Origin of the sequence: Coleofasciculus sp. G3-WIS-01, from assembly GCF_040223135.1 — a bacterium.
GTDB lineage: Bacteria > Cyanobacteriota > Cyanobacteriia > Cyanobacteriales > Coleofasciculaceae > Coleofasciculus.
Genome location: NZ_JAVJZI010000077.1, coordinates 1 through 24667, shown reverse-complemented (window position 1 = coordinate 24667; position 24667 = coordinate 1). Strand labels below are relative to the sequence as shown.

Sequence of the window (24667 nt, the reverse complement as noted above, 5' to 3'; positions counted from 1 at the left end):
TAAAGTTAGAGTTCCGGTTATCGGTTGGTTGAGGACCTATGAGCGGTTACCCGTCCACTTTCAGCCCAAATCTGTTACCATATCCAGGACGGCTGACCGATGGTTTATTAGCTTTAAACTGGACTATGAGCCAATTAACCGCCCCAAACCTCACCCAGTAGTGGGAGTTGATTTAGGAATAAAAGCGTTGGCTGTTTTGTCTACCGGGATTGTAGTAGAAGGTGCTAAAAGCTACCGAAAGTATGAGAAAAAACTCTCTCGTATGCAGTGGCTAAGTCGTCATAAGCAGATTGGTTCGGCTAATTGGAAAAAAGCCCAAGTCAAGATAGCTCGTTTACACCGCAAAATAGCCAATATCCGTAAAGACACATTACATAAACTCACGTCCTATTTAGCCCAAAACCACAGCCGAATAGGAGTAGAGGATCTTAACGTGTCTGGGATGATGGCTAATCACAAACTGGCGAAAGCTGTTCAAGACATGGGCTTTTATGAGTTCAAACGTCAGCTAGAGTACAAGTGCAAGCTGTACGGAGCAACGCTGGTTGAGGTTGACCAATGGTATCCCTCAACTAAAACCTGTTCTCGCTGTCATACCGTCAAAGATGAAATGCCTTTATCTGAGCGGGTTTTCCGGTGCGATAACTGCGGACTGGAAATTGATCGAGATTTTAACGCCTCCATTAATTTGGAGCAAGCCGCCAGTTAGGTGGGGGAGAGCCTGTGGACTGGTTGAGTGCCGACACCGAAGCGAGTGAAGCAGGAAGTAAGTGCCAAAGATGTCCATTTATGGGTAGCTTTGGGTAGATCTTATGTAACGGAACCACCAGAACCACGCGCAATGGCATCTTTTGACTGCGTTTAGCGCCTTTGGCAAGTTTACTGGTCACGGTTGGCAATAACATGGGGAAAGGATCACCTACATGGGCATAACACTGTATTGACTCGTCGGTTTGATTAATCGAGTTTTCTCGCGTTCTATGATCAAAGCTCCAAGCTACTTCCTTTTTTACCAAAAACTGTAGGGTTGCTAAAGCGGATAAATCTCTGTCTTCCTGAACTAATGCAAAGTCTGGACTCCTTGATTGATTTTTCCTAAGGAATCCCATAGTATATCTAATGGGTTGGGTTTCGTTACCAAGGACCCAACCCAACCTACCTGCCCTTGTGATCAAGGCTTATCCGAGCCGTATTGCCCCGCTTCCCCTGTTCCCTGTTAAGCAGTTCTTCACCTTTGCCCTGGCAAATAGACTGTAAATAAGCTACCCCTACCCAACTCACTCTCGACTTCAATCCTACCCTGATGAGCTTCCACAATCCGACGAGATAGATATAATCCTAAGCCACTCCCCGATCGCTTGTGCTTTCCTTGGCGAAATCGCTTGAAGAGTGTGGGGAGATCCTCTGGACGAATACCTGTTCCAGTATCTTGAATGGAAATAGTCACCAAAGGGGGTTGACTATCTCCCGATTTTGTGGATTCATCTAAACCTAAATGAACCTCAACCGACCCTTTTTCGGTAAACTTGACCGCATTACCAATTAGATTAGTGAATACACGGCGGAGTTCGAGGCGATCGCCCATCACCCGACAATTGCCTGAATTAAATAAATTGGCGCACTCTCCTAGATTCATGCTTAAAGCTAATCCTTTTTCCTCGGCTAAGGGAGTTAGTTCTTGAACGACTTCCTCAACCATTTCCTGAGGATTTATCGAAACAAAAGTTAACTCTTTAGACCCAGCATCGTGGCGATAAACTTCCAACACCGTATTCACCATCTGGACTAAATGTTGGTTGCTTTGCTGGATAGAAATAATTGCTTCTACTGCTGAATCAGGAAGCTGTCCAAAGCTTCCCCGTTGCAATAAACTCAGCATCCGATCAGCGGCGACTAAGGGGGTTCGTAAATCGTGGGTGAGACGAGAGACGAAATCCTCTCGTTGACGCGCTAGTTGCACTTGTTCATCAATACTATGCTTGAGCCGCAGTAGGGATCGCACTCGTGCTAATAACTCACCCACATCCACCGGCTTGCGAATAAAATCATCCGCCCCAGCATCGAGCCCTTCAATCGCACTCGATTGTTCATAAGCGGTGATCAGCAAAATTGGGATAAAGGGCAAGCTGCTATTTTCACGAATCCGCCGAGTCACCTCATAGCCATCCATTTGTGGCATCATCACATCCAGCAAGATTAAATCAGGAGGTGATTTTTCGACCGTTGCTAGTGCTGAACGTCCATCTTCTACTAAATTGAGTTCATATCCTTCCGTTTCTAAGATGGTTTGCATCAGGAATAAATTATCTGGCGCATCATCAACCGCCAGAATCCGGTCTATTTTTGGCTCAGGTAGATTCATTTTTCATTTATCTATAATTGAAAAGCATCGTAACCCGAAACGAAAAATATTAATTATACGCAGGTACTTTAATTTCTGTCAACTTCTCCGCATAAGAAGAAATACAACGCGGTAACTCGACGCGAAAAATTGATCCTTCTCCCACTTGACTTTCTACCGTAATATTGCCTTGCATCAGTTGAACTAAGGACTTGGTCATTGCCAATCCTAGACCGGTACCGGGGTATTGACGGGCTATGGTCTGATCCACTTGACGGAAGGCTTCAAAAATATAGTCTAATTCGGCTTGAGACAGACCAATTCCCGTATCCTCAACATCAATGACCACTCGTTGCGAATCAACCTCGTATACATTGATCCAGATCGACCCTGATTCTGTAAATTTAATCGCATTGATGAGCAGGTGTTTTAAGACCTTGTGTAAGCGAGAGCGATCGTTGATGATCGCTGGATTATTGAGTTGGATTTTGCTGGATAAATCTAACCCTTTTTGAACTGCCAAGGGACGAACATCCTCTAGGGTTGAATTAATCACTTGATCGACATTAAATTCTTCAGCTTTGAGTTCCAAAGCCCCGGCTTCAATTTGAGCAAAATCTAGTACTTCACTTAAGAGGGATAACAGATGTTTGCCGTTTTTTAAAATACATTTTATCATTTTTAATTGGGACAGCGTTAGTGACCCATGGCGTTGGAGTAGGAGCATTTGGGCAAAGCCAATAATTACATTCATTGGCGTCCGCAATTCATGGGATGTCGTGGCTAGAAACTGCGATTTAAGTTTAGATAGTTCTTTTAGCTGTAAATTTTGACGTTGAATTTGTTGCCGTTGTTGGGCTAATTCTTGATTTTGACGGACTAGCTGTTCATTCGTCTGGCGCAACTGCTGATGAGCCAGTTCAACCTGCCGTTCAGCTTGGTAGATGCGAATGGCGTTTTGCAAAATCCGTCCTAAACTTGTCGGTGATACCTTATCCTGAGACAGGTAGTCTGACGCCCCAGCTTTCATCAGCGCCACCGCGACTTGTTCATTACCGTGAGCAGTGATTACCACTAAGGGAATCTTGACTCCAGCCTTTCGCAGATCCTGCACTAAGATTAATCCATCTTTGTCGGGTAGACAGTAATCTAGAAATACACAGTCAAATGTCTCATGGTCAATGAGAGCGATCGCACTCTTATAGTCACAGGCTTCAACACAATTAATTGACATACCTGTGGCATTCAAGGCTTGACGCACGGCTATGCGATCGACTTCCTCATCACTAATGATCAGAATATTGAACATTACTTTCATTAACCAGCAAAATTAAAGGTTTTTTTTGTCGCCAACGCCAACGCCAGAGCTAACTTGTTGCTAGGGGTAGTGACAACTCGTGGGCATAGAGCAATGGCTCTAGCGCACGACTCAGTTAGCCTGTATTGCCGCCCCTAGAAGGGGGTATGCACTGACATTGAAGACAGTCCAGCCTTTGTTCTAAATTGTATGCCTCCCCCTATCACTTTGGTCTCAGTCGTTAGGCATAATCATGAATTCGCTTTTTAGATAAAATTGAAGCGTCGGCACGTTCGTCCATGGGACTAGCAGGAGCAGTAGCTCATATTGCTTAGTACTATCGGTAGATGCAAGTCTGCCCAGGATCTGCCATAGTATGGATTATCTTGATTGCCACGTCGCACGAGCAACCGGATGCTTAATCGATGCCGACAGTAACACTCAAGAACGCCAAGGCAGGAGTTTTCCTGATCTGACTTGGCTCCAGGGTGTTAGCGCCAGGGTGTCAGCGCGATCAGGATTCCGAAGTGGGAGCTTGAACTGGGTATTCCCGCGAATTATGTTGATTGAATGATGAAAATTAGCCAAATCCGAGAGAATGCGTCCAATAGTCCCACATCTCTCAGTGACCAAGATCAAACCAATTTGAGTTCTGAAACATTGATGGTGAGTCCTATGCGTGTCGTCCTGATTGAAGACCATAACCTTACGCGGATGGGTTTACAAGCCGCTTTACAAGAACAGGATGGAATTGAAGTCGTCGGAGAAGCGGCGAATGCGACTCAAGGATTGAAGCTGCTAGAAACCCTTAAACCCGATGTCGCTATTGTGGATATCGGTTTACCGGATATGGATGGCATTGATCTGACTCGCAAGTTCAAGAGTAATCCGGCGGATAGCCAAGAACCTGAAACAAAGATTCTGATCTTAACTATGCATGATAGTGAAGAGGCGGTACTGGCTGCTTTTGGGGCTGGAGCCGATTCCTATTGCATGAAGGATATTGAGATCGAACAGCTTGTAGAGGCATTAACCGTAACCCAGGAAGGAAACGCCTGGATTGATCCAGCGATTGCCAGTATTGTTTTGCGACAGGTAAAACGAGAGACATCATCTCAGGTAGAGGCGGCGAATCAAGAGCGAACTGTTAAGATTGATGCGGTAGGTCCAGAGTATGAGCAAGTCATCGAAGCCTATCCCTTAACCGAACGGGAATTAGAGGTTCTCGAGCTAATTGTGGCAGGAGCGAGTAATGCCGCGATCGCAGAAAAACTCTATATTACAGTAGGCACAGTCAAAACCCATGTCCGCAATATCTTAAATAAGCTCTGCGTTGATGACCGAACCCAAGCCGCTGTCCATGCACTCCGTTCCGGATTAATTACGTGACATCCTCCTACACTGACCCTACGAGTACAGTGTAGGCTTCCTTAGTCGCAGTCTTACGATTGCGCTTCCGGCGTTTTATAGTTGGGAATATGCCCAGCCCAACTTTCTTGATATTAATCGCGGCATTCCAATCTCTGTCCAGCACGAACCCGCACAAACATTCATGAATTCGCACTGATAATTTTTTTTGTTCAACGCGATTACAACAAGAACATACTTGGCTTGTATTATGGGGTTTAATCTTCACCACCGACTTACCAGCTTTTACAGCTTTGTAAGTGAGAATTGAAATAAATTGACCCCAGCCAGCATCATTAATTGATTTGTTTAAACCTGATTTAGCGCTTTGTCTATTGGGTAAATATTTTCCATCTTCATCCTGTTTAGGTTTGTTTTTCCGGGATAAGTTTCCTGGCTTAATGTCCTCCACAAAGAACACTTTCTCGTCCCGGTTCACCAGTCGAGTTGCTGACTCATAATGGAATTGCTTCCGCTTCCGTTGCAATTTGGCGTGGTGTTTGGATATCTTTTTGGCTAGCTTCCGCCGTGATGCCGACTTATGCGGCTTTTTATCTTTGCGGTTAGCCAATTTTTTCAGCTTTGACTCAGACTTGCGGTAGTGTTGCTGTATTGGCTCAATCTCGCCGTCTGAGGCTGTCCAGAATTTTTCCAAGCCAACGTCCAAGCCCAAGGAATTCTCTTTTGTTGCCTCTATTTCTGGTGGCTTCAGGCTCGGTACGGACTTGTCCTCTAGGGTTAGGCTTATATACCAGCCATCAGCCTTGTGGGAAACCAACGCCGCTTTGATATTGAACCCTTCCGGGATGGGGCGATGATAGATAAGCTTAACCTGACCTATTTTAGGTAGGTTTACATAAGTAATATCTCGCCGTGTGTCGCCGTTTTCGCGCCGATGAGGATTAGCAGTAACGCTTAAACAATCCGGCTTTAACTGTGGAATTGAAAATGTCCGATACCGTCGTACCGACTTAAAGCGAGGCTTTCCACTTCGTCTCCCATTTAAATCACCTTTGATGAACCGATTAAACGTATCTTCTACCCGCTTAATTGCTTCCTGGATTACCTGGGAATGAACCCCTTCGTATAAGTCTTTGTCGGATTCCCTTGAGCAATGAGTAGCGCGTTTCTGGGAATAATAAGTTGGCGGGTCTTTGAGTTTGGGTAAATGAGTGATGAAAATCGGACAAGCATTGACTGGAGAGCGATTACCCTCCCACCAGTTAAACCGTTCTTCCAGCATTAGATTGTGTATCCGACATAACTTGTACAGCCATTCATTCAACTGATAAACCTGCTGCTTATTCGGTACAATTCGATACTGGTAGTTCAGCTTAAATGTGTCTTTACTTCGCTTCAATTTTGTCACTTCCCTGGCAGTCTATTATAACAATTACCAGCCAAATAATCAAGATAAATTGGAAATAAATTTCTAAGACTGGCGATTCATCCCACGCTCAATCAGAGATTAGAGCGTGGGATGAATCGCCAATTAAGCTAAATGTACGCGGTGTCAGATCATTACCGATACCTGATGCAGGGCGACCCGATAAGATTAAGGGGTAGGTGGTATTAATTTTGCGCGGCGGGTCGCCCCTGGGCGTGTTTGCCTCATCTAAACTCCACTTATAAGTTATAACTTATAATTAATAACTTATAACTTATAACTTTAAGAAGAGACTTTTTCCGCCTTAGGAGCTTTAACTACAGTTGGCAGGTAAAAGCTAAAACTAGAGCCAACACCAACCTCACTGTTAACCATAATATTACCTCCCATCATCTCACAGAAACGTTGGCAAATCGCTAATCCTAGACCCGTCCCTCCGTACTTTTTCGTGGTAGAACTATCGGCTTGCACAAAGGGCTGAAATATCTTGTCAATCTGCTCTGGAGTCATACCAATGCCAGTATCGGAGACAGTAAAGGCAACCAAATCTGAGCTTTGGTCATCATTCATGGTGTCGGGGATTGAAGAACTATCGATGGTTTCATCTGAAACTATAGATGATTCTCCATTCGCCAATAGCAGCACCTGAGCGTCCCGTTTGAGTCCACCATTTTCTTCTCCTCGACTTTCACGAGTAACACTGAGTACAATCGTGCCGTTCTCCGTAAACTTGGCAGAGTTACTGAGTAAGTTTAACAGCAATTGCTTAACCTTAGTTCGGTCAGCGAGCATCGTACCCAGAGAAGTAGCGCAATGAACCTCTAGAGTATTATTCTTTTTCTTGATCAAGGTTTGAACAGTCTTCTGAACTTCAACAATTAAGGTAGAAATATCGAAGCTTTCCAGGTAGAGACTCATCTTCCCGGCTTCAATTTTAGAAATGTCCAGAATATCGGTGATCAGATTCAAAAGATGGAGTCCAGAGTCGTAAATTTGCTGGAGATCCTGGACAAAATCGGCATACCCTAAATCCTCGGCATCCTCTCGCAGTAACTCACTTAAGCCGAGGATACCATTCAGGGGGGTCCTGAGTTCATGGCTCATACTGGCAAGAAATGCACTCTTCGCCCGGTTAGCCGCTTCCGCTTCCTCTTTTGCCTTTTGCAACTCAATTTGGGCTAATTTCTCTTGCGTAATATCCCGAACAATCGCTAACACTTCCCGTTCACCACTAACCACCAGCCGTGCTTCAAAATTCCGGCGCTGATCCTCCGCAAACAACTCATACTCGAAAATTTGGATATCTTGAGTCTTTAAGGTTCGCTCGACATAATCTAGACATAATTGAGCCACATCTTGGGGTAAAACATCAGAGACAGGTTGACCAATCCATGCTTGGGATGATTTTAAAAAGGAGTCCCCTCTGGGTGCTTTCAAATCCAGAAAGATACCCTCTTGACTAAAGCGAAACATTAAGTCGGGAATCGCATTGAGCAAAGCGCGATTTTTGGCTTCACTGTGCCGCAAATCTTCAGCACGCTGCTCCAAACTTTCGATTAGGTTTCGCAGTTGCTCGGTCATGCTGTTAAATGCACCGGCTAAAACCGCCAGTTCGTCATTGCTGTCAATGGCAATCTTCTGACTCAGATCCCCTTTCGCCAGACGCTGGGTGGCGGCGGTCATCTGCTTTAAGGGTTCGGTAATCGAACGGCTCAGCAGTAGTGCCACCAGGGTACCCACCATCGCCGCCGCCAGTCCCATGGCAATCCCTTCATTCCGCACTGCTGCCATCTTTGCCTTAAGCGGGGCTGTAGATAGCCCGACACTAACTGCCCCAAGCCGCTGACGTCCCAAAACGACTGCCTTACCCGCAAGGAGTTGGTCAGACTGCCATTTAAACACCGCTTCGGTACTTTCCACCAGTTCTTTGCCTAAGGGATCAGGTTTGACCCCATAGGCTAAAAGATTGCGGCTATAGGCATCCGCTAGCACCCGTCCATCTTTGTCATAAATCTGACCTGCCACTAAGATTTGATCCTCGCCCAACTCTTCCATGAGTTCCTTCATAAAGGACACATCCAGAAAGTAGAGCGAATCTCGGGTGGTGACGACTAGGGTGTCCAGCAATAAGTCAGCCTGTTGTTCGAGTTCGTCCCGAAAGGTTTCTTGCTGACGGCGTAGGGATAGCATAGTAACGCTAGCGACAGCCACAATGACTAATGTGGTCATCGCCAAGGTTATTTTGGTGGCTAGTGAACCTTTTTTTTGGTTGAATCTAGCCATTCCACGTATCGTCCTCCCCTTATTCCTATAAGCGTTGCTTCCTGGCTGGTACATCTAGGCAAACTGTCATTCAAAACAGCATCTGCCCCTTATTTTTTCTCAACCTGTTCATACAACTGGCGCATTTTATCGAGACTTGTTTCAACGGGAAACTCGTCAAACTTGGCAGTTTCCTCAAAGGTGGTGAGTACCTCCTTCCCTTCAGGGGTCTGATCCATTTCCATTAATACCGTCTTAATCTGTTGTACCAATTCCGGGTCCATTCCGGGTCGGACGATGACCAGATGGCGAGCGATTTTCTGGGTTTCAGCCAGAATTTTTAGCGCTTGGCGGCTTTCTGCGGGGATTTCTTCTAGGAATGAGTAATCCGCCGCACCCGCTGCGACTTCACCACTCAAGACCCATTGAATTGTATTCTCATCATCTCCACTGTATATATATCCCACCTCATCAGCGGCGACAGTTTCGTTTTTTGAACCTTTTTCAACCATGTTCAAATCGGCGTCCAATAGAGTATTCAGGGGTAAAAAATAGCCGGAGGTTGAGACGGGTTCTTCAAAGGCGATCATTTTTCCCTTAAGATCGGCTAAGGAATCGATCTCGCTCTCTGCCAAGGTAAAGATCACGCCATAGTATTCGCCTTTGCCGCTCTTCCAGCGGCGCAGTAGGGGTGTGGCTCCCGATTTATCGCTGACAATCATCGCGGGGTAGGGACTGTCTACGTAGATATCGACTTCGCCTTCTTTGAGCATGCTTGCCATCGTATCTAAGTCGGGGGCAACTTTTACCTCACCCACACCAATGCCAAATTTTTCTAAGCGGGCGGCTAGATAGTCTGCCATGGGCTGGAACTGCTCTATCTTGGCGGCGGCGTTTTTGTTTACGTCGGCAAGGACAAGGGTTCCAGTCGCGGTGGATTGGGGTGCTGGGGTTGATGTGATGGTTGTCGTTGTCTCGTTTGCACCACAGCTCACGAGGGTGGTGAACAGACTCAGCAGGACAACGTCTTTCAAAAATTTTGGCAACATTTGTTTAACTCTCATTTGTAACAAATTGTCATTGATAACAGTGTGGTTGTTTTGCCTCAGCTTCTGTTGTCAGATGAGACGGGAAATTCTTCTCCAGTTTCCAGATATTGGGATACCTCTTTGTCTTTAAGATTATTTTGTCGGTTCTCTGGATACATATCAAATTTTGACAGATTTGTTCATAAAGATTCTGTGAATTTTTTGGTTTTTTTCTTTAAAGAGTTGATGAACAAGTCCTAAAACTCTTTCCTAATGGTTATTTATGTAAGACTATGCTAAATGAGTGCATAACTATAGTAGTTTAAGCTGCCTCGGAAAGCTAAGTTTTGTAAACAACTTGCTCCTTTAGCGCTAGGTGGGAAGCGTGAATGGGTTTTTCTGTGTTTGGCAAACAGTTGGTGTTCCTTTCGGTGCGATACATTAAGAAGTGTAAAAAATCAGCCGTTTTCACTCACATCATCGGCAACGTAACTTTACAAAGCGTAACTTTTTTGGGTAAATTCTACCCACCATCCTACTTATCCCTATCGACTGCATCCGAATCAGGAGGTTCATCACCCATGTCTCGGCGTCAAAATTTACTCATTCAAATGCCCAATATAGTTCAGTCAACCCTACAGTCAGCCGTCTTACTGAGTATGGTAGCGACACCAGCCGCCGCCGTTAATCTCAACCTGACACCCATCGGTTCCTTCTCGACAGGTATGTTTGCGGAAAACACAGCCGAACAAACGGCGTATGATCCGATCACTCAACGGTTGTTCGTGACCAGTTCCGGTCAAGATCAGATTCATATCCTTGATATTAGCAATCCGACGAATCCGTCGTCGTTTCTGGAACAACCCATCGACGTTTCTAAATTTGGGTCACCCAACAGCGTCAGCTATAGCAATGGTATGTTTGCTGTCTCTGTCACCAATGAGATACCGCAAAATCCCGGTAGTGTCTTGTTTTTTGACACAGAGGGGAATTTAAAAAATTCAGTTTCCGTTGGTTCAGTACCAGACTCGCTCGCCTTCACCCCAGATGGCACTAAGGTTATCGTGGCTAATGAGGGTGAATTGAGTGATGATTACCCAGATACTGATCCAGAGGGTTCGGTCAGTATCATTGACCTGAGAGATTTTAGCGTAACCACGGCTAACTTCGATAGTGTTTCTATACCGGACAATGTTCGCTTATTTGGACCCAACGCGAATAACCCGTCTCAAAATCTGGAACCCGAATTTGTTACGGTGTCCCAAGACTCCCAGAAAGCTTATGTCACCCTACAGGAGAATAATGCGATCGCGGTTGTTGATATCGCCAGTGGTCAGGTCGAAAAAGTGATCGGGCTGGGTTTTAAAGATTATAGCCTACCAGGAAATGCCTTAGACGCCAGCGATAAAGACGGTAAAATCAACATCACCAATTACAACAACCTGTTCGGGCTGTTCCAACCCGACGGGATTGCCTCCTATATAGTAAACGGTCAGACCTATCTGGTTACCGCTAATGAAGGCGACAGCCGCGACTTTGAACAATTTAGTGAAGAGGTGAGGGTAGGCGACCTAGGCGACCTAGGCGACCTCGACCTAATCCTTGACCCACAAGCGTTCCCCAATGCAGCAGAACTGCAAAAGGATGAAAATCTAGGTCGTTTAAAAGTCACCAATACCCTGGGTGATACAGACGGAGATGGGGACTTTGACGAACTCTACACCTTTGGTGGACGTTCTTTCTCAATTTGGGATACAGACGGGAATCTCATCTTTGACAGTGGGGATGCGTTTGAACGGATTACGGCGGAGTTTTTACCAGAATTCTTCAACTCTAACGATGAGATCAACAAATTTGATAACCGCAGTGACGATAAGGGTCCTGAACCTCAAGCCGTGACGATTGCTCAACTGTTTGGTCGCACCATTGCCTTTATTGGTTTGGAACGCATTGGTGGCATTATCAGTTATGACATCACTGATCCATTCAATCCCTTCTTCCTAGATTATGTCAACAACCGCGACTTCTCCGTTGATTTTAACCTAAACGAAAAAGGATACCCTGATCCGACAGCCGAACAGTTAGCCGCCGTCGGTGATTTGGGGCAGGAAGGGTTAGTGTTCATTTCGGCTAAAAACAGTCCCAACGGCAAACCCTTGGTGGTTACTGCCAATGAAACCAGTGGTACCGTGAGTGTCTTTGAAGTTGAAACCGTACCAGAACCCAGTTCTGTATTGGGTTTGTTACTGTTTAGTTCTTTCGGCTGGCTCGAACTGACCTCCATTCAGCGACCATCCCTAAAAAGGTGGCGTGGTGAGGAATCACCGCTCTTATAGGGCGGTGAGGATGTCAATAAAAGGCAGACGCCAAACAAGTCCTGCAGATGAGGAAATTGAAGCATTAATCTAGGAGTAGAGATGTAGCAGGGTACCTCTCTACTCCTTCAGATATTAATTTCAATCAAAAGTACTAATTTAGACAAATTTAATTTATTTACTTGGGTAGAAGCGAAGCTTGAGAGTAAATTGATAGGCTAAACATAATAGTTCCATAGACACAGTAAACATTAAGGAGAGGAGAGATTCTATGAATATTATTGCTTGGCTTGTATTAGGTCTAATTGCAGGCGCACTGGCTAAACTGATTTATCCGGGACACCAAGGTGGCGGAATCTTTGCCACCATTGGCTTAGGAATCCTCGGTGCTTTCGTGGGAGGATTTCTCGGTAAGCTCTTGTTAGGCTCTTCTAGCGCAGCAGCAGCAGCTTCAGGGGCTCTGAGTATTGGTAGTATTATCTTTGCCGTTCTCGGTGCCTTGCTGTTGATCTTCATCTGGGGTTTAGTCACTCAGAGATCAGCTTAGTGCAAAAAGGCAGATGGCATAGGGCAGAGGGCTTCCAGGAAAGGAGCCAGGATAGCAGGGAGAAGGAAATGATAACTGTTTAGTTCCGGTCAACAACTGTAAAATCGTTGTAATGCGAGCATCTCGCTCGCTACCCATTCCCAATTTAAATGCGTGACAGCTTATTCCTTGTTCCATGCCTATTTTTGGGCACCGTGGAATTTATCTTATTTATTTAAATATTTGTTGTTTTGCCAAATCTGCCAGGTTGCGCCAACAGAAGCACCAACCCCTGCTAATAAACCCATTCCCATGCCTTCAACAGTGTTCATGAGTGGATCTTCCAACAAGCACTCGTCTGTCGGTGTGGCGACTCCTAAACACTGATTCAGTTCGGCTTGAGCCGCAGTACCTCCCAGGACGAGTCCTACAGCACTACAACTTACGACAAATATCCCAAGGCGATTAATTTTTCTATCCATAGATAGATACATTAGTTACTAATTTGCCCTATCCTAACCTACCCCAATGATTATTGGAAGCCCTTGGCGGCTTTCTTTTTCCGCTTACCTTTGGATTTGGATTTGTGAACCTCAGCGACAGCCGACTCAAATAGATTGTGCAGATGCAGGGGAACGCTAGCAATTTCTGGGAGTTCGGGTTCTAGGGGTTTATGAAACTCCTGGTGCAGTGTTGACTCTAAATCTTGCTTAAGATTAAAATCTGGACGATCTAACAGGGTTTGTAATACCTTCTCCAGTTGAGTGGGATAGTCCTCGGCTAGCTGTTGCCAGATAAACAGGTTAATCTGAGGATCATTTAGGTATTTGTGGACTCGTTGTTCAGCATTAGGATAGGTTTGCCAGTCTTCGGATGCTAGCATCTCCTGAAATTTGGAGTAACTGGGGAGAAACATTTGACCCCAACGGGGATGAGAAAAAACAGTCACCTGTTCAGCATTGCGGATATCTTCTGGTAAATCCACCTTGGGTGTCATCATCGGGGATTTGGCAGCATTATCCAACATATTGGTCACTGCTGTAGCGTCTGCACCTGCTTCTACTGCTGCTGTTTTGATGTCCTCTTCATCTGTACCCGCATCTTGGATCATCTCTTTGAGAGATTTCGACGGATCAATCCCAGCCGCCGTTAGACGTTCCTGGGTCATTTTATCCCGCAGTTGAGCCAGTTTTTGATTAAGCTGGTATCCAGGGAGGGTGATGCGATCGCGTCCAAAAAAGTCTACAAATGCCTGATGATAGGTGGCGACAGACTCCCACGCTTGTTCTAATAGTTCTGGGGCGTCACGGTAAAGGGCATTTTTGTAGTTGTTCTTGAATTCCCCAATGGCTACGGCTAGCTTCGGCTGACTTAAGCGCCCTTTGGAAATGATTGGACTAGAAATCATCCAGTAGGTATCGGTGACAGGGGCGAGGCGAGTGAGTAAGATATCCCCAACCTTAAACCTCTGCATTTGTTCAATAGTGGTGGGATGAGTCGGTTTGACGGTGTAATGCTTATCGGTGAGCCAATTTTTCAGTTCAAAGCCATCGGGGAGGATATGGGTGAGTTCAAACAAGCCAATAAAGCTATCTCGCCATCGGTTTAACAACGTGCGATCGCTGGGTGTTAAATTGGGATGTTGTTCCAGGAACAGATCCAACGGTGTCTGATTTCCCACTTCACCCTCAGTTAAGAAGGTATCAATGACCAAGTTGCGCTGGTTGATATCATAGGGTTCTCGCGTCAACTGATCAGCCGCATACTGTTCTAAGGCGACGGCTAACTCTCCGTCTGCTTCCAGTACGAAGTCAGTTAGGGCTTGTTTCAGGTCTTTGGCTTGCTCTAGAATTGCATCCACAGATGTGTAATCATCGCTCAACCCTACTAGGGTACAGCAATCAAGACGTGAATGCCTCTATTATTGGGAATAAAATCAATTTAAAATTGATCCAGATCCAATATTTCGATTAACAAGATCGTCAATAATGACTCATTCTACTGACATTGCCACATTAGCCCGTTGGATGGCGGCTGACTTTAGTAACCAACAACAAGCCTTTGACAATCCGCCCTTTTACGCCCACATCCGGGTGTTTATGCGTCCTCTCCCCTCGTCACTCCTAGATGGAGTCAGTTTATTTGTCGAACAAGCCTATGACTATCTTCTCAACGTCCCCTACCGCTTACGGGTGTTGAAATTAATGGTTGTTGGGGATCATATTGAAATTGAAAATTACACATTTAAAGAGCCAGAAAAATTTTACGGCGCTTCTCGTGATCTTAACCGCCTGCAAACCTTAACCGTTGACCAGCTAGAGAAACTTCCTGGCTGTAATATGATTGTGGAATGGACAGGGAAAAGCTTTCAAGGAAAAGTTGAACCGGGCAAAGCCTGTAAGGTTTTCCGTAAAGGTAAAGAAACTTATCTGGACAGCACGTTTGAAATTGACGAAAATCAGTTTATCAGTTTAGATAGGGGACGCGATCCTATAACCGATGAACATATTTGGGGTTCCATGGCTGGTCCGTTTTACTTTGTCCGGCGGGCGAGTTTTGCCGATGAGGTTAAGGTTTAAGGAATCGGTTATAACTGAGGTTGAATATCGCTGATTTAAGAACCATTAAATAGAGGTATGGACACGACAATGTCGTGTCCTTCTTATAGATGTCAGGTTGAACTGTATCATTTAATTTCTGGAATTAGCTGATCTCAAATCCCTCGATTACGATAGAAAGTAGGGTCAAGCACGCGATCGCACCAGCCGATCTCAGTTTTTGCACCGTTTGATGAGCCACCCATCAAGAACCCAAAAATCACCCTCTCGGAGGATGCCATGACTGCCACCATTTCTCTTGTCATCACCACATATAATCGAGAACGTTACCTCGGTGCAGCCATTGACAGCATACTGGCACAAACTTGGGGAGATTTTGAGTTAATTGTGTGGGATGATGGGTCAACAGATGGGTCTGTGACTATTGCTCAAGACTATGCTAAACGCGATCCACGAGTCCGGGTCATTGCTGCTGAACATCAAGGGCGAGTTGTTTCCCTCAAATGTGCGATCGCGAAAACCAAGGGTTCCTATATCGGTTGGGTAGATAGCGATGATTGGTTAGCCCCCACAGCACTGGCGGAAACCGCTGCGATTCTGGATACTCAGCCAGATGTAGGGATGGTTTACACCGATTACTTAGACATTCATGAAAGCGGTAAAGTCATTGGTTACGGACAACGCTGTAGTGTTCCCTATTCTAAACAACGACTGCTGACAAACTTTATGACGTTCCACTTCCGGTTAATTCGTCGTTCTGTTTTCGATAGAGTTGGGGGAATTGATTTCCAAGCTGAATATGCAGAAGATTACGATCTGTGTCTACGGTTGTCAGAAACAACAGAAATAGCCCATATTTCCAAACCTCTCTATTATTACCGCAGCAACCCAGATAGCCTTTCTTATCAGAATCGAGTACAACAAATTTCCCATTGCCATGCAGCAATGAGACGGGCACTGCAACGGCGGGGATTGAGCGATCTGGAGGTAGCTTTACAAACAAAAGGGACAGGCGCAACAATACAGGCGCGGTTCGCATTGAAACGCAAAACGCCGCTTCTATCCTCAACCCTGAAAATTGCTGGCTTATCTCTGGCAACTCTTTCAGGGGTGGCTATGATTGGGCAAAAAATAGTCCAAGCTCAATTGATTACACCCGCTAATGATGGCACGGGTACAATTGTCACGCCCTCAGGCAACCAAATCAACATCACAGGCGGTTCTCAATCGGCAGATGGCACCAATCTATTCCATAGTTTTGAAGATTTTGGAGTTGACAATAATCAGAGTGCTAACTTTATTTCTGAGCCAAGCATTAACAATATATTAGGGAAAATAATTGGAGGAGATCCCTCTATTATTAATGGGATTATTCAAGTGACGGGAGGCAACTCTAACTTATTTTTAATGAATCCGGCGGGAATAGTCTTCGGAGCAAATTCCCAACTTAACGTCCCGGCATCCTTTACCGCAACCACGGCAACTAGCATTGGGTTTAATGGAGGGTGGCTGGAGGCATTTGCCAGTAATGACTATACCAACTTAGTGGGAAACCCCAATAGCTTTCGGTTTGAAACCTTACAACCGGGAAGTATCATTAATATGGGAGACTTAGCTGTACCAGCCGCCGCGAATCTTTCCCTAATTGGGGGAACAGTTCTGAGTACAGGTACGCTGACAACCCCAAGGGGAAATATCACTATAGCCTCAGTACCGGGAACCAGTCGATTACAAATTAATCAAGCTGGACAAATCCTGAGTTTACAAATTGAACCGCCGACAACTAACCAAGGTAATCCAACACCGATTACACCTCAGATGTTACCTCAACTCCTTACAGGTAATGGTGTAGATACTAATTCCGACGTGACAGTTACTCCGGAAGGACAAGTTCAACTCACCAATTCAGGTACTGAAGTCCAAACTGGTGATGTCGCCGTTAATCAAATCAATGCTGGAACAGCTACCCTTTCAGCCCAGCAAAATCTGACTCTCATCGAGAGCCAACTTAGAACAAGTGGGGATATGAATCTTCTCGCTAACAACACAGTCTTTGTGCGTGATAGTATTGAGAATTCTTTTATTGCCCAAGCGGGTGGGAATCTTTATATTCGAGGAAATCTGGGCATTGATATCTTAGCGCTGAATCATCTTTACCAGACTCCCTTTGTCAGTGGAGGAGATCTAACTTTAGTCAGCGATGGAATTATTTCTGGAGATGCTCACTTTGCTAGTGGTGGCAGTTTTTCAATTTTAAACCTGTTGGGTAATTCTGGAACATTTTTAAGTAAAAAAGACCCGATTATTAGTGCTATTGGTGACGTAATATTCGGTGATTACACGGGAGTTTCGCTAAAAATAGAAGCGACAGGTAGTATTTCTGGGGGAAATATTACGATTACAGATGCAGACTTTACGCTCAGCGGGAGTGGAGATCCCGATAGTGGTATATTAAGCAATCAACCTGCGCTGATTTTACGAGCAGGTTTGGATACATTGGACAATCCTCCGAATGTTCCTGTAGATGCGGGAGAAACTTCTTTTGATTCATCAGGAGAAGCATCGTCCCCTGGCAATGTAACGGTTGGCGATATTGCGGTTGGTATATTTGATTTTGGTGAAGGAGTTGACCATTATGGTGGTCCAGTCATTATCGAAGCGAGTGGAAATATTACCACAGGTGCGATTGATTCCTTTAATGATGGCTCTGGTGATTTAGACGCGGGAAGTGTCACTTTAGAGGCTGGCGGAAATATCGAAACTGGAAATATTAATGCCTCTGGTTTTTTTATTAATGGTGGTAATGTAGAGTTGCGAGCTGATGGCACGATAAAAACAGGTGCAATTAATTCTTCGACGGAGGGGTTTGATGATACTTCAGGTTCTGTCATCTTAGAGGCTGGTGAAACTATTGAGTTTACAACCATAGATACTTCTGCGATTGGTCAAGATGCTGGAGATGCAACGGCTGGAAATGTAAGCATTATCGCTAATGGAGTTATCCAAGGAACGGGATTACTGGAGGACAAAACTACAACTATCCTAACTTGGGCAAGTAGTCCATTTGGTGGGACTACCCAAAATGGTTCTGTTAAAATCCAGCATGATGGCGGCTCAGAGAATGTACCCTTTGTTGTTGGTAGTTTAACGACTAACGGTTTAGCTGGCAGTATTGATACTGGTGGCGAGAATTCTTTATCTTCCGGCTCATTTCCCGTTCTCCCAGAAGGGGGTGACGCAGATGATACTCCCAACGGTATTACTATCACTTCTGTTAATAGTCCACCCGAACTAACGCTAAATCCAACGCTACCCGACACAGAAGAAAATCAGCCTATTACGTTTGCCTTTGAAGATTTACAGGCGACTCTGGAGGATGCAGATGGTGATACAAGTTTGTCAATTGTTATTGATCAAATTAATGCCGGAACCTTAACTAGAAATGGAGTGACTCTAGAACCTGGAGACACAATTGAGGAAGGAGATACTCTGATATACACTCCGCCCACGGATGACACGGGTGACATTTCAGCCTTTACCATTGTAGGGAGCGATCGCGTCTCCTTCTCTGAACCGCAACAGGTTAGTATTAACGTTGATGAACCTCCAACGCCGATACCGACACCAACTCCGACACCAACTCCAACGCCGATACCGACACCAACTCCGACACCAACTCCGACACCAACTCCAACGCCGATACCGACACCAACTCCGACACCAACACTAACTGCCTTAGTCAAAAATGAAGTAGAAGAGGAAATCGAATCGTTCTCGGTTGTCCAACCCATCTCATCCAATTCATTAAGTACCCCAATCAAAAGCGAAACAGAAGCGCGTAGAATTTTGAGTGAAATTGAACAAGCAACTGGGGCAAAACCCGCACTTATTTATGTCAGCTTTGCTCCTACAGAAATATCAAAAAATACCAACTATACGGGATTAGAAACAAATAATACGGAGGCGTTTGATAACTACTTCAATCGCTCCGAACCTCATGTTACAATTGCCCCTCAAGATAGTGATCAATTAGAACTGCTGATCATCTCCGCCAAGGAACCCCCAATTCGGCGACGCATAGCCGGAGTAACCCGTGGGAAAGTCCTAGAAGTCGCTCAAGAATTTCGCCGCAACGTGACTAGCGTAACCATTCCCCGTGACTATCTCACCCCCTCTAAACAGCTTTATCAATGGCTCGTTGCTCCCCTAGAAGAAAATTTACAAGCCCAAGACATTGATAACCTCGCTTTCGTCATGGATGCAGGATTGCGCTCTTTACCTGTCGCGGCGCTACATGATGGTGAAGGATTTCTCGTGGAACGCTACAGCGTTGGCTTAATGCCCAGTCTATCGCTCACTGATACTCGTTATGTGGATATCCGCAATGTTAGTGTCCTCGCCATGGGTGCTGATACATTCCAGGATCTGAACCCCTTACCTGCTGTACCCTTAGAATTAGCCGCGATCGCAGGTCCTTTGTGGCAAGGTAAAGCATTTCTCAACGAAGCCTTTACTTTAGAAAATCTCCAGCAAATCCGCTCATCCCAACCCTTTGGAATTGTTCACCTAGCCACTCATGGCGAATTTCAATCGGGTCAACCCTCTAACTCCTATATCCAGTTATGGAACCAAAAACTCAGATTAGATCAATTAGGGAAACTCGGATTAAACAATCCTCCCACAGAACTGTTAGTTCTCAGTGCTTGTCGCACCGCCTTAGGGGATAGAGAAGCTGAATTAGGATTTGCTGGGTTAGCCATACAAGCCGGGGTGAAGTCCGCCTTAGGCAGTCTCTGGTATATTAGTGATGCAGGAACTCTGGGATTCATGACCAGCTTTTATGACCATTTGCAACAAGCCCCGATTAAAGCCGAAGCCCTGCGACAAACTCAACTGGCTATGCTTAAAGGTGAAATACGGTTAGAGGAAAAACAGCTAATTGCTGGGGATTTTCGGATTCCATTAAACCCAAAACTCGCCAAATTAGGAGATCAAGACTTTACCCATCCCTACTACTGGAGTGCTTTAACCCTGGTGGGTAGCCCTTGGTAGATACATCGGTCAAGCAACTGAGTTAAGTACAAAAATTTATCCCTCATCCTTTGCGGTTGGCTGACTGACTGGATCAATGCTAAGACTGATAAGGATACATAGTTCTCGGTCAAATTGCCCAGACCAATCTCTAAGTGTGTAGGGTAGCAGAAGTTTTCCTGTAGGGGCGGGTTTTACCAATAAGGTTGGGCAAAAAACCGATAACTTGACTAAACCCGCCCCTCTCACGGAAGCAGAGGAATAATTTTGACTGGGGGGTATTTTGCGCCAAGCTGCACGAGTAAACTTGTGCCAAAACTCGATCCATAAATACGGTAGACTGACAAAAAAACATGGGCAGAAAAATTGTCGGAATGATTAGTAGTTATCATGGACTTAATCAAGCGGACTGGCTATGGCAACAAACGCCAAACCCTTGTGGAGTCTGGGATAAAATTCAAATGCTCTCCCAAGCCTCTGAGCCTGATTTTCTGCTGATGTACCAATATTCGTTTCCCCAACCTCGCCCTAAACTGCCGTGGTGGAAAGGTTTACGCCAAAAAAAGAGTTCAAAACCTGATGTAGCCTCCCAGTTACGCAACGTGCCCAAAGAGCGGATAATCTATTTATTACGAGAACCGCCCCTGGAAAAAGTTGTTCAAACTAATCGGGCAAATTATGAAGCCGCGAAAAACTATTGCGGTTACATTTCAGGTCCCGATGATTTTGCCCCAACGCCTGATTATATGCCCGCGATTTGGTATCACGCTAATTCCTTCCGAGAATTAAATGAAATGATACCGCCGGAAAAAATACATACTTGTAGTTGGATCACCTCCGGAATCGATCGCACCGCTGAACATCGTAGACGTTTAGCGTTCTTAAAATCATTACGGGAGAGTGGATTTGAGTTTGACCTCTATGGGCGCGGATTACCCGACTGGGCGCAGGGAAAGGGTAGCCTGAAAAACAAATGGCATGGCATGGCACCTTACTACTATAATCTCGCGATCGAAAACTATGCTGGGAATGATTGGTATGTCAGCGAAAAACTCTGGGATGCTCTACTAGCCTGGTGTTTACCCATCTACTATGGGGGTTCTGCGGCGGATAAATTACTGCCACCCGGAAGCTTTTTGCGCCTCCCGACGCTAGATGAGCAGGGCATCGCTTATATTAAAGAAGTAACATCCACACCGGATGCTTGGTATGAAGCCAAGGACGCGATCGCACAAGCCAGACAAATCATCCTACATAAGCTCAACCTCCTGAACTGGTTATCTGATTTTGTCGCTAAATTTGATTAAACACCATGGACGGAATTTGCACCCTAGCCAGTGACCCAGTTTACGACCAACTGGTTGCCTTACTCAACAGTATTGAGGCAATTGTCGGGTCACAAATGCCTGTCTGTGTCTATCCCTACAACGACAACACAACAAAAATTGCGGCTGAAATTGCCCGTCGTCCCAACGTCCAACTCTATGATAATGTTGAGTCCATACAGCGCTGGGATCAGTTTGCACAAAAGGCTTGGGATAGTCATCCCACAGCCCACCAACGTTGGCGTCAAATTGGCAGTAGCGGTTATCATCGATTTGGCACCCATCGGCGTTACTGTGCCTTTGATGAACCGTTTGATCGCTTCCTGTACATGGATGCGGATACATTGCTGATGTCGCCTGTCGAGTTTATCTTGGCTAAACTTCAGGACAATGACTGTGTGGTTTATGACTTTCAGCACAAAGATTTAACTCATGTATACAACATTGATTCGCCCAAGCTAACGCAAGTATTCCCTCCCGAAAGACTAAAAACAGAAATCTTTTGTTCTGGTTTTTATGCGTCGAAACAAAATCTATTTGATCAAGAACGACGAAACTGGCTCATTGAACAACTCGAAGCCGGAGATGCAGAAGTTCTTTACCCCATGGCACCGGATCAAACGCTCCTCAACTACATGATGATGAGACCGAATTTATCGCTCTATAACTTGGCTTTAGAGTTACCCCAAGCCCAAAGAACAGGATGTTGTGTAACTTCAGCACATTTTCAGGAAAAAGACCATATTCTTTATGACAAAGGCAATCGACTCACCTATATGCACTACATTGGGGTATCTTCCCAATTAATTGCTAAAGTTTGTGCTGGCGAAAACATTGATTTTCCTTATCGAGATTTGTTTTTACATTATCGCTATCTTCATGAACCAGAAAAAAAGCCGCAATTTACGACTCAACCCAAACCTTATAATCAACCCCCCAGTTTACCTCAGCGACTCTTGAAGAAGTTAAAATTATCTTAATCAACCTCCAAAATTACTTATCATAACTGAAGAAAATGGACAAAAAGCGTGGCATTTATATTACAGCAAACGACAAAGTAATCGAACAGGCGATCGCGCTGCTCAAAAGTATCCGATTCCATGATCCTGATACGCCGATTTGCTTAATTCCTTATGATGATAAATATCAAACCATTGCTAAAATCTTAAAAGACTCCTATCAGGTAGAAATATATCAAGATTTAGACTTTATCGAACGTCTTTCTAATCAGTTATACGAAATATTTGGCAAAGGATTTTTTGCTCGCCCCAATCAATTCCGCAAACAAGCTTGTTGGTTTGGTGCTTTTGATAAATTTATTTATATTGATACAGATATTGTTGTCTTTGATAAAATCATAGAGACAACCGACTACTTAGATAAGTATGATTTTATTTGCTATGACTATCAACATAGCGGTGGAATCAAAAATGTATTTACGCCAAAAGTCTTAGAAGACGGTGTATTTAGCGAAAATGATATTCAGGATATGTTTAATGGTGGGTTTTGGGGAGCCAAGAAAAATACGATATCTGAGGAAACGCTATATCAAACATTCACGGAATGTGCTTCTCATCCGGAATACTTTGACTTTTCCCAAAAAACCTCCGATCAACCCATCATCAACTATATGATATTAAAGCATGTTCCCCAGCGATTTAATATCGTGCGCCGCCCCGGTGGTGCGCCAGGAAGTTGGGCGGGTAGCAAACATTTTCAGGTTCAAGATCATCACCTCATTGATCCGAATGTCAATCAACCGCTAGACTATTTACATTGGGCAGGAATTCGTATCCAACCCGGTTGTCCCTATTGGGATATCTGGAAATATTATCGCTATCTCGGTGAACATATCCCGGATGATGAATCATTACAAACCCCACAATCAAAAAATCTATGGCAAAAAATCAAAGGAACCATAAAACGAAATGTTTAATACTATAAGTTTTCACAAAGGATTTGAGTTCATTTAGTATCGTATTTATAGCCGTCAATTCTAGTCAATTAATAATTATTAATTTATACTCTATGAATACAACCAACAATAGCTTTTGTTTTTGCACATTAGCATTAGGTGAAAAATATCGTTTACTGGCGAAACAGCTATCCCAGGATTTAGCAAAGTATGCCCCTGGAACTTTTTTGGTTGTGGGAACAGAAAAACCTAATTTTTTTGAAAGCAGCTCTAATGTTTATGCTTTCCTATTCCAGCAGAAAGGAATACTTCACTGTTATCACGACAAACGATTTGTTATTGAAAAAGCCTTATCCCAATATCCTACAGCAATTGCGATTGATGCTGATACAAGAATTATTAATAAATTGCCGACTCATATAGAATGGATGCCAGGATTAACTGGATGTAGTAGAAATATCCTAGAGCATGTACAGCGACGTAATCCGGCTCGATTACCCACCCTTGAAATATTAGCAAATAAGCTAAATCTCTCCCTAGACAATGTTTCCTGGGTAGGAGAGTCTTTAATGATTGTATCTAAAGATAACGGTAAAGAAACTGAGTTTTTCCAACAGTGGGGAAAAATTGGAGATTATTTAGAGTTACAAGGAATTCATGCAGGTTCTGGAAATGCTATTGGTTTAGCGGCTGCTAAAATAGGATGGACAGTTCATGCACAAGGGTGGGATGAACTCCGCAATGTTACCAAGCATTTGGATGCTGCCCATCAAAAAAATATTGTCTCTGTTGGGGATAATTTCAAGCGACGATTAGGTTATCAGTATCGTCTAAATATAAGTCGAGTCAAAGCTTTAAAAGATTTTGATTTCTACTATAAATAAACTACGAAGCTGTATAACTGCTGGCAAGCAGGTGTTCCAGCAATACTAGGTTGTGAACCTGCATTACAAGACGAATCTCGCAAATTTAGCTATAGATAAAGTGTAAGTATCCAAGTTTCAGGTCAATCCTGTCTACACTAAACCAGAAAATATTGTTAAGTTTTCTTGCAAAATTACAACTAGGCAATGTGAAGAAAGGTACAAAATGTACAATGGAGAGAAAAATAGAGATGGACAATTAGAGTTTTTAGTAAGCAACCCCGGTCTAAAGACACGGAGCTTTAGCCAAATAAGTTAAAGCTGTGCTTACCAGCCTAAGTGCTAAGCGCACTACGTTATCGGCAAGTGTTAAAGACCTACCTGCGGATGCGATAGCCAGTTTGCTGCTCTA

17 protein-coding genes are annotated in these 24667 nt (G+C 44.5%); 10 read left to right on the top strand and 7 right to left on the bottom strand.

Annotation, left to right across the window (positions count from 1 at the left end; genetic code table 11):
- Positions 1-709, top strand: a 709-nt coding sequence (locus RIM23_RS08195) for an RNA-guided endonuclease InsQ/TnpB family protein (protein ID WP_446366079.1), incomplete at its 5' end; no start/stop codon positions are given.
- Between the two features lie 519 nt (positions 710-1228).
- Here the strand turns inward: RIM23_RS08195 and RIM23_RS08190 are convergent.
- Together RIM23_RS08190 and RIM23_RS08185 are read right to left on the bottom strand one after the other, a co-directional pair.
- Complete coding sequence (locus RIM23_RS08190) at positions 1229-2362, bottom strand: sensor histidine kinase (protein WP_446366077.1); 1134 nt, start codon at positions 2360-2362, stop codon at positions 1229-1231.
- Positions 2363-2411: 49 nt separating this feature from the next.
- Positions 2412-3650: an ATP-binding protein gene (locus tag RIM23_RS08185; protein WP_446366074.1), complete on the bottom strand. Its 1239-nt coding sequence runs from the start codon at positions 3648-3650 to the stop codon at positions 2412-2414.
- A 651-nt stretch (positions 3651-4301) separates the two neighbouring features.
- Here RIM23_RS08185 and RIM23_RS08180 point away from each other — a divergent pair.
- A complete protein-coding gene (locus RIM23_RS08180; protein ID WP_446339098.1) occupies positions 4302-5027 on the top strand; it encodes a response regulator in 726 nt (241 codons plus the stop codon).
- Between the two features lie 7 nt (positions 5028-5034).
- Here the strand turns inward: RIM23_RS08180 and RIM23_RS08175 are convergent, their stop codons facing one another.
- From RIM23_RS08175 to RIM23_RS08165, 3 genes are all read right to left on the bottom strand, one after another.
- A complete protein-coding gene (locus tag RIM23_RS08175; RefSeq protein ID WP_446358541.1) occupies positions 5035-6405 on the bottom strand; it encodes an RNA-guided endonuclease InsQ/TnpB family protein in 1371 nt (456 codons plus the stop codon).
- 309 nt (positions 6406-6714) lie between these two features.
- A complete protein-coding gene (locus tag RIM23_RS08170) occupies positions 6715-8715 on the bottom strand; it encodes an ATP-binding protein (protein ID WP_446366072.1) in 2001 nt (666 codons plus the stop codon).
- 89 nt (positions 8716-8804) lie between these two features.
- Positions 8805-9743 (bottom strand): phosphate/phosphite/phosphonate ABC transporter substrate-binding protein, encoded by a 939-nt coding sequence (locus RIM23_RS08165; RefSeq protein ID WP_446366070.1) that lies wholly within the window; start codon positions 9741-9743, stop codon positions 8805-8807.
- A gap of 590 nt (positions 9744-10333) precedes the next feature.
- Here RIM23_RS08165 and RIM23_RS08160 point away from each other — a divergent pair.
- Positions 10334-12058, top strand: coding sequence for a choice-of-anchor I family protein (locus RIM23_RS08160; RefSeq protein WP_446366081.1), 1725 nt, complete (start codon positions 10334-10336; stop codon positions 12056-12058).
- A 250-nt stretch (positions 12059-12308) separates the two neighbouring features.
- Positions 12309-12584, top strand: coding sequence for a GlsB/YeaQ/YmgE family stress response membrane protein (locus RIM23_RS08155; RefSeq protein ID WP_446339090.1), 276 nt, complete (start codon positions 12309-12311; stop codon positions 12582-12584).
- 206 nt (positions 12585-12790) lie between these two features.
- Here the strand turns inward: RIM23_RS08155 and RIM23_RS08150 are convergent, their stop codons facing one another.
- Positions 12791-13045 carry a hypothetical protein gene (locus RIM23_RS08150; protein ID WP_446366068.1) on the bottom strand — a complete coding sequence of 85 codons (255 nt, stop codon included), beginning with the start codon at positions 13043-13045 and terminating at the stop codon, positions 12791-12793.
- Positions 13046-13095: 50 nt separating this feature from the next.
- Positions 13096-14424 carry a hypothetical protein gene (locus RIM23_RS08145; protein WP_446366066.1) on the bottom strand — a complete coding sequence of 443 codons (1329 nt, stop codon included), beginning with the start codon at positions 14422-14424 and terminating at the stop codon, positions 13096-13098.
- A gap of 127 nt (positions 14425-14551) precedes the next feature.
- Here RIM23_RS08145 and RIM23_RS08140 point away from each other — a divergent pair, with 127 nt between their 5' ends.
- From RIM23_RS08140 to RIM23_RS08115, 6 genes are all read left to right on the top strand, one after another.
- A complete protein-coding gene (locus RIM23_RS08140) occupies positions 14552-15142 on the top strand; it encodes a CpcT/CpeT family chromophore lyase (protein WP_446366064.1) in 591 nt (196 codons plus the stop codon).
- 258 nt (positions 15143-15400) lie between these two features.
- Positions 15401-20173 carry a CHAT domain-containing protein gene (locus RIM23_RS08135; RefSeq protein WP_446366062.1) on the top strand — a complete coding sequence of 1591 codons (4773 nt, stop codon included), beginning with the start codon at positions 15401-15403 and terminating at the stop codon, positions 20171-20173.
- A 332-nt stretch (positions 20174-20505) separates the two neighbouring features.
- Positions 20506-21459, top strand: coding sequence for a glycosyltransferase family 10 domain-containing protein (locus RIM23_RS08130; protein ID WP_446366060.1), 954 nt, complete (start codon positions 20506-20508; stop codon positions 21457-21459).
- A 5-nt stretch (positions 21460-21464) separates the two neighbouring features.
- Positions 21465-22457, top strand: coding sequence for an Npun_R2821/Npun_R2822 family protein (locus tag RIM23_RS08125; RefSeq protein WP_446366058.1), 993 nt, complete (start codon positions 21465-21467; stop codon positions 22455-22457).
- A 35-nt stretch (positions 22458-22492) separates the two neighbouring features.
- Positions 22493-23413 (top strand): Npun_R2821/Npun_R2822 family protein, encoded by a 921-nt coding sequence (locus tag RIM23_RS08120; RefSeq protein ID WP_446366057.1) that lies wholly within the window; start codon positions 22493-22495, stop codon positions 23411-23413.
- Between the two features lie 92 nt (positions 23414-23505).
- The gene (locus RIM23_RS08115; protein ID WP_446366055.1) at positions 23506-24276 is read left to right on the top strand and encodes a hypothetical protein; all 771 of its coding nucleotides are present in this window, start codon (positions 23506-23508) and stop codon (positions 24274-24276) included.
- The last annotated feature ends 391 nt before the right edge of the window (positions 24277-24667 follow it).

Coding starts and splice junctions, on each gene's coding strand:
- RIM23_RS08190 (WP_446366077.1), bottom strand. CDS start 2,362: ATGAATCTACCTGAGCCAAAAATAGACCGGATTCTGGCGGTTGATGAT.
- RIM23_RS08185 (WP_446366074.1), bottom strand. CDS start 3,650: ATGTTCAATATTCTGATCATTAGTGATGAGGAAGTCGATCGCATAGCC.
- RIM23_RS08180 (WP_446339098.1), top strand. CDS start 4,302: ATGGTGAGTCCTATGCGTGTCGTCCTGATTGAAGACCATAACCTTACG.
- RIM23_RS08170 (WP_446366072.1), bottom strand. CDS start 8,715: ATGGCTAGATTCAACCAAAAAAAAGGTTCACTAGCCACCAAAATAACC.
- RIM23_RS08165 (WP_446366070.1), bottom strand. CDS start 9,743: ATGTTGCCAAAATTTTTGAAAGACGTTGTCCTGCTGAGTCTGTTCACC.
- RIM23_RS08160 (WP_446366081.1), top strand. CDS start 10,334: ATGCCCAATATAGTTCAGTCAACCCTACAGTCAGCCGTCTTACTGAGT.
- RIM23_RS08155 (WP_446339090.1), top strand. CDS start 12,309: ATGAATATTATTGCTTGGCTTGTATTAGGTCTAATTGCAGGCGCACTG.
- RIM23_RS08150 (WP_446366068.1), bottom strand. CDS start 13,045: ATGGATAGAAAAATTAATCGCCTTGGGATATTTGTCGTAAGTTGTAGT.
- RIM23_RS08140 (WP_446366064.1), top strand. CDS start 14,552: ATGACTCATTCTACTGACATTGCCACATTAGCCCGTTGGATGGCGGCT.
- RIM23_RS08135 (WP_446366062.1), top strand. CDS start 15,401: ATGACTGCCACCATTTCTCTTGTCATCACCACATATAATCGAGAACGT.
- RIM23_RS08130 (WP_446366060.1), top strand. CDS start 20,506: ATGGGCAGAAAAATTGTCGGAATGATTAGTAGTTATCATGGACTTAAT.
- RIM23_RS08125 (WP_446366058.1), top strand. CDS start 21,465: ATGGACGGAATTTGCACCCTAGCCAGTGACCCAGTTTACGACCAACTG.
- RIM23_RS08120 (WP_446366057.1), top strand. CDS start 22,493: ATGGACAAAAAGCGTGGCATTTATATTACAGCAAACGACAAAGTAATC.
- RIM23_RS08115 (WP_446366055.1), top strand. CDS start 23,506: ATGAATACAACCAACAATAGCTTTTGTTTTTGCACATTAGCATTAGGT.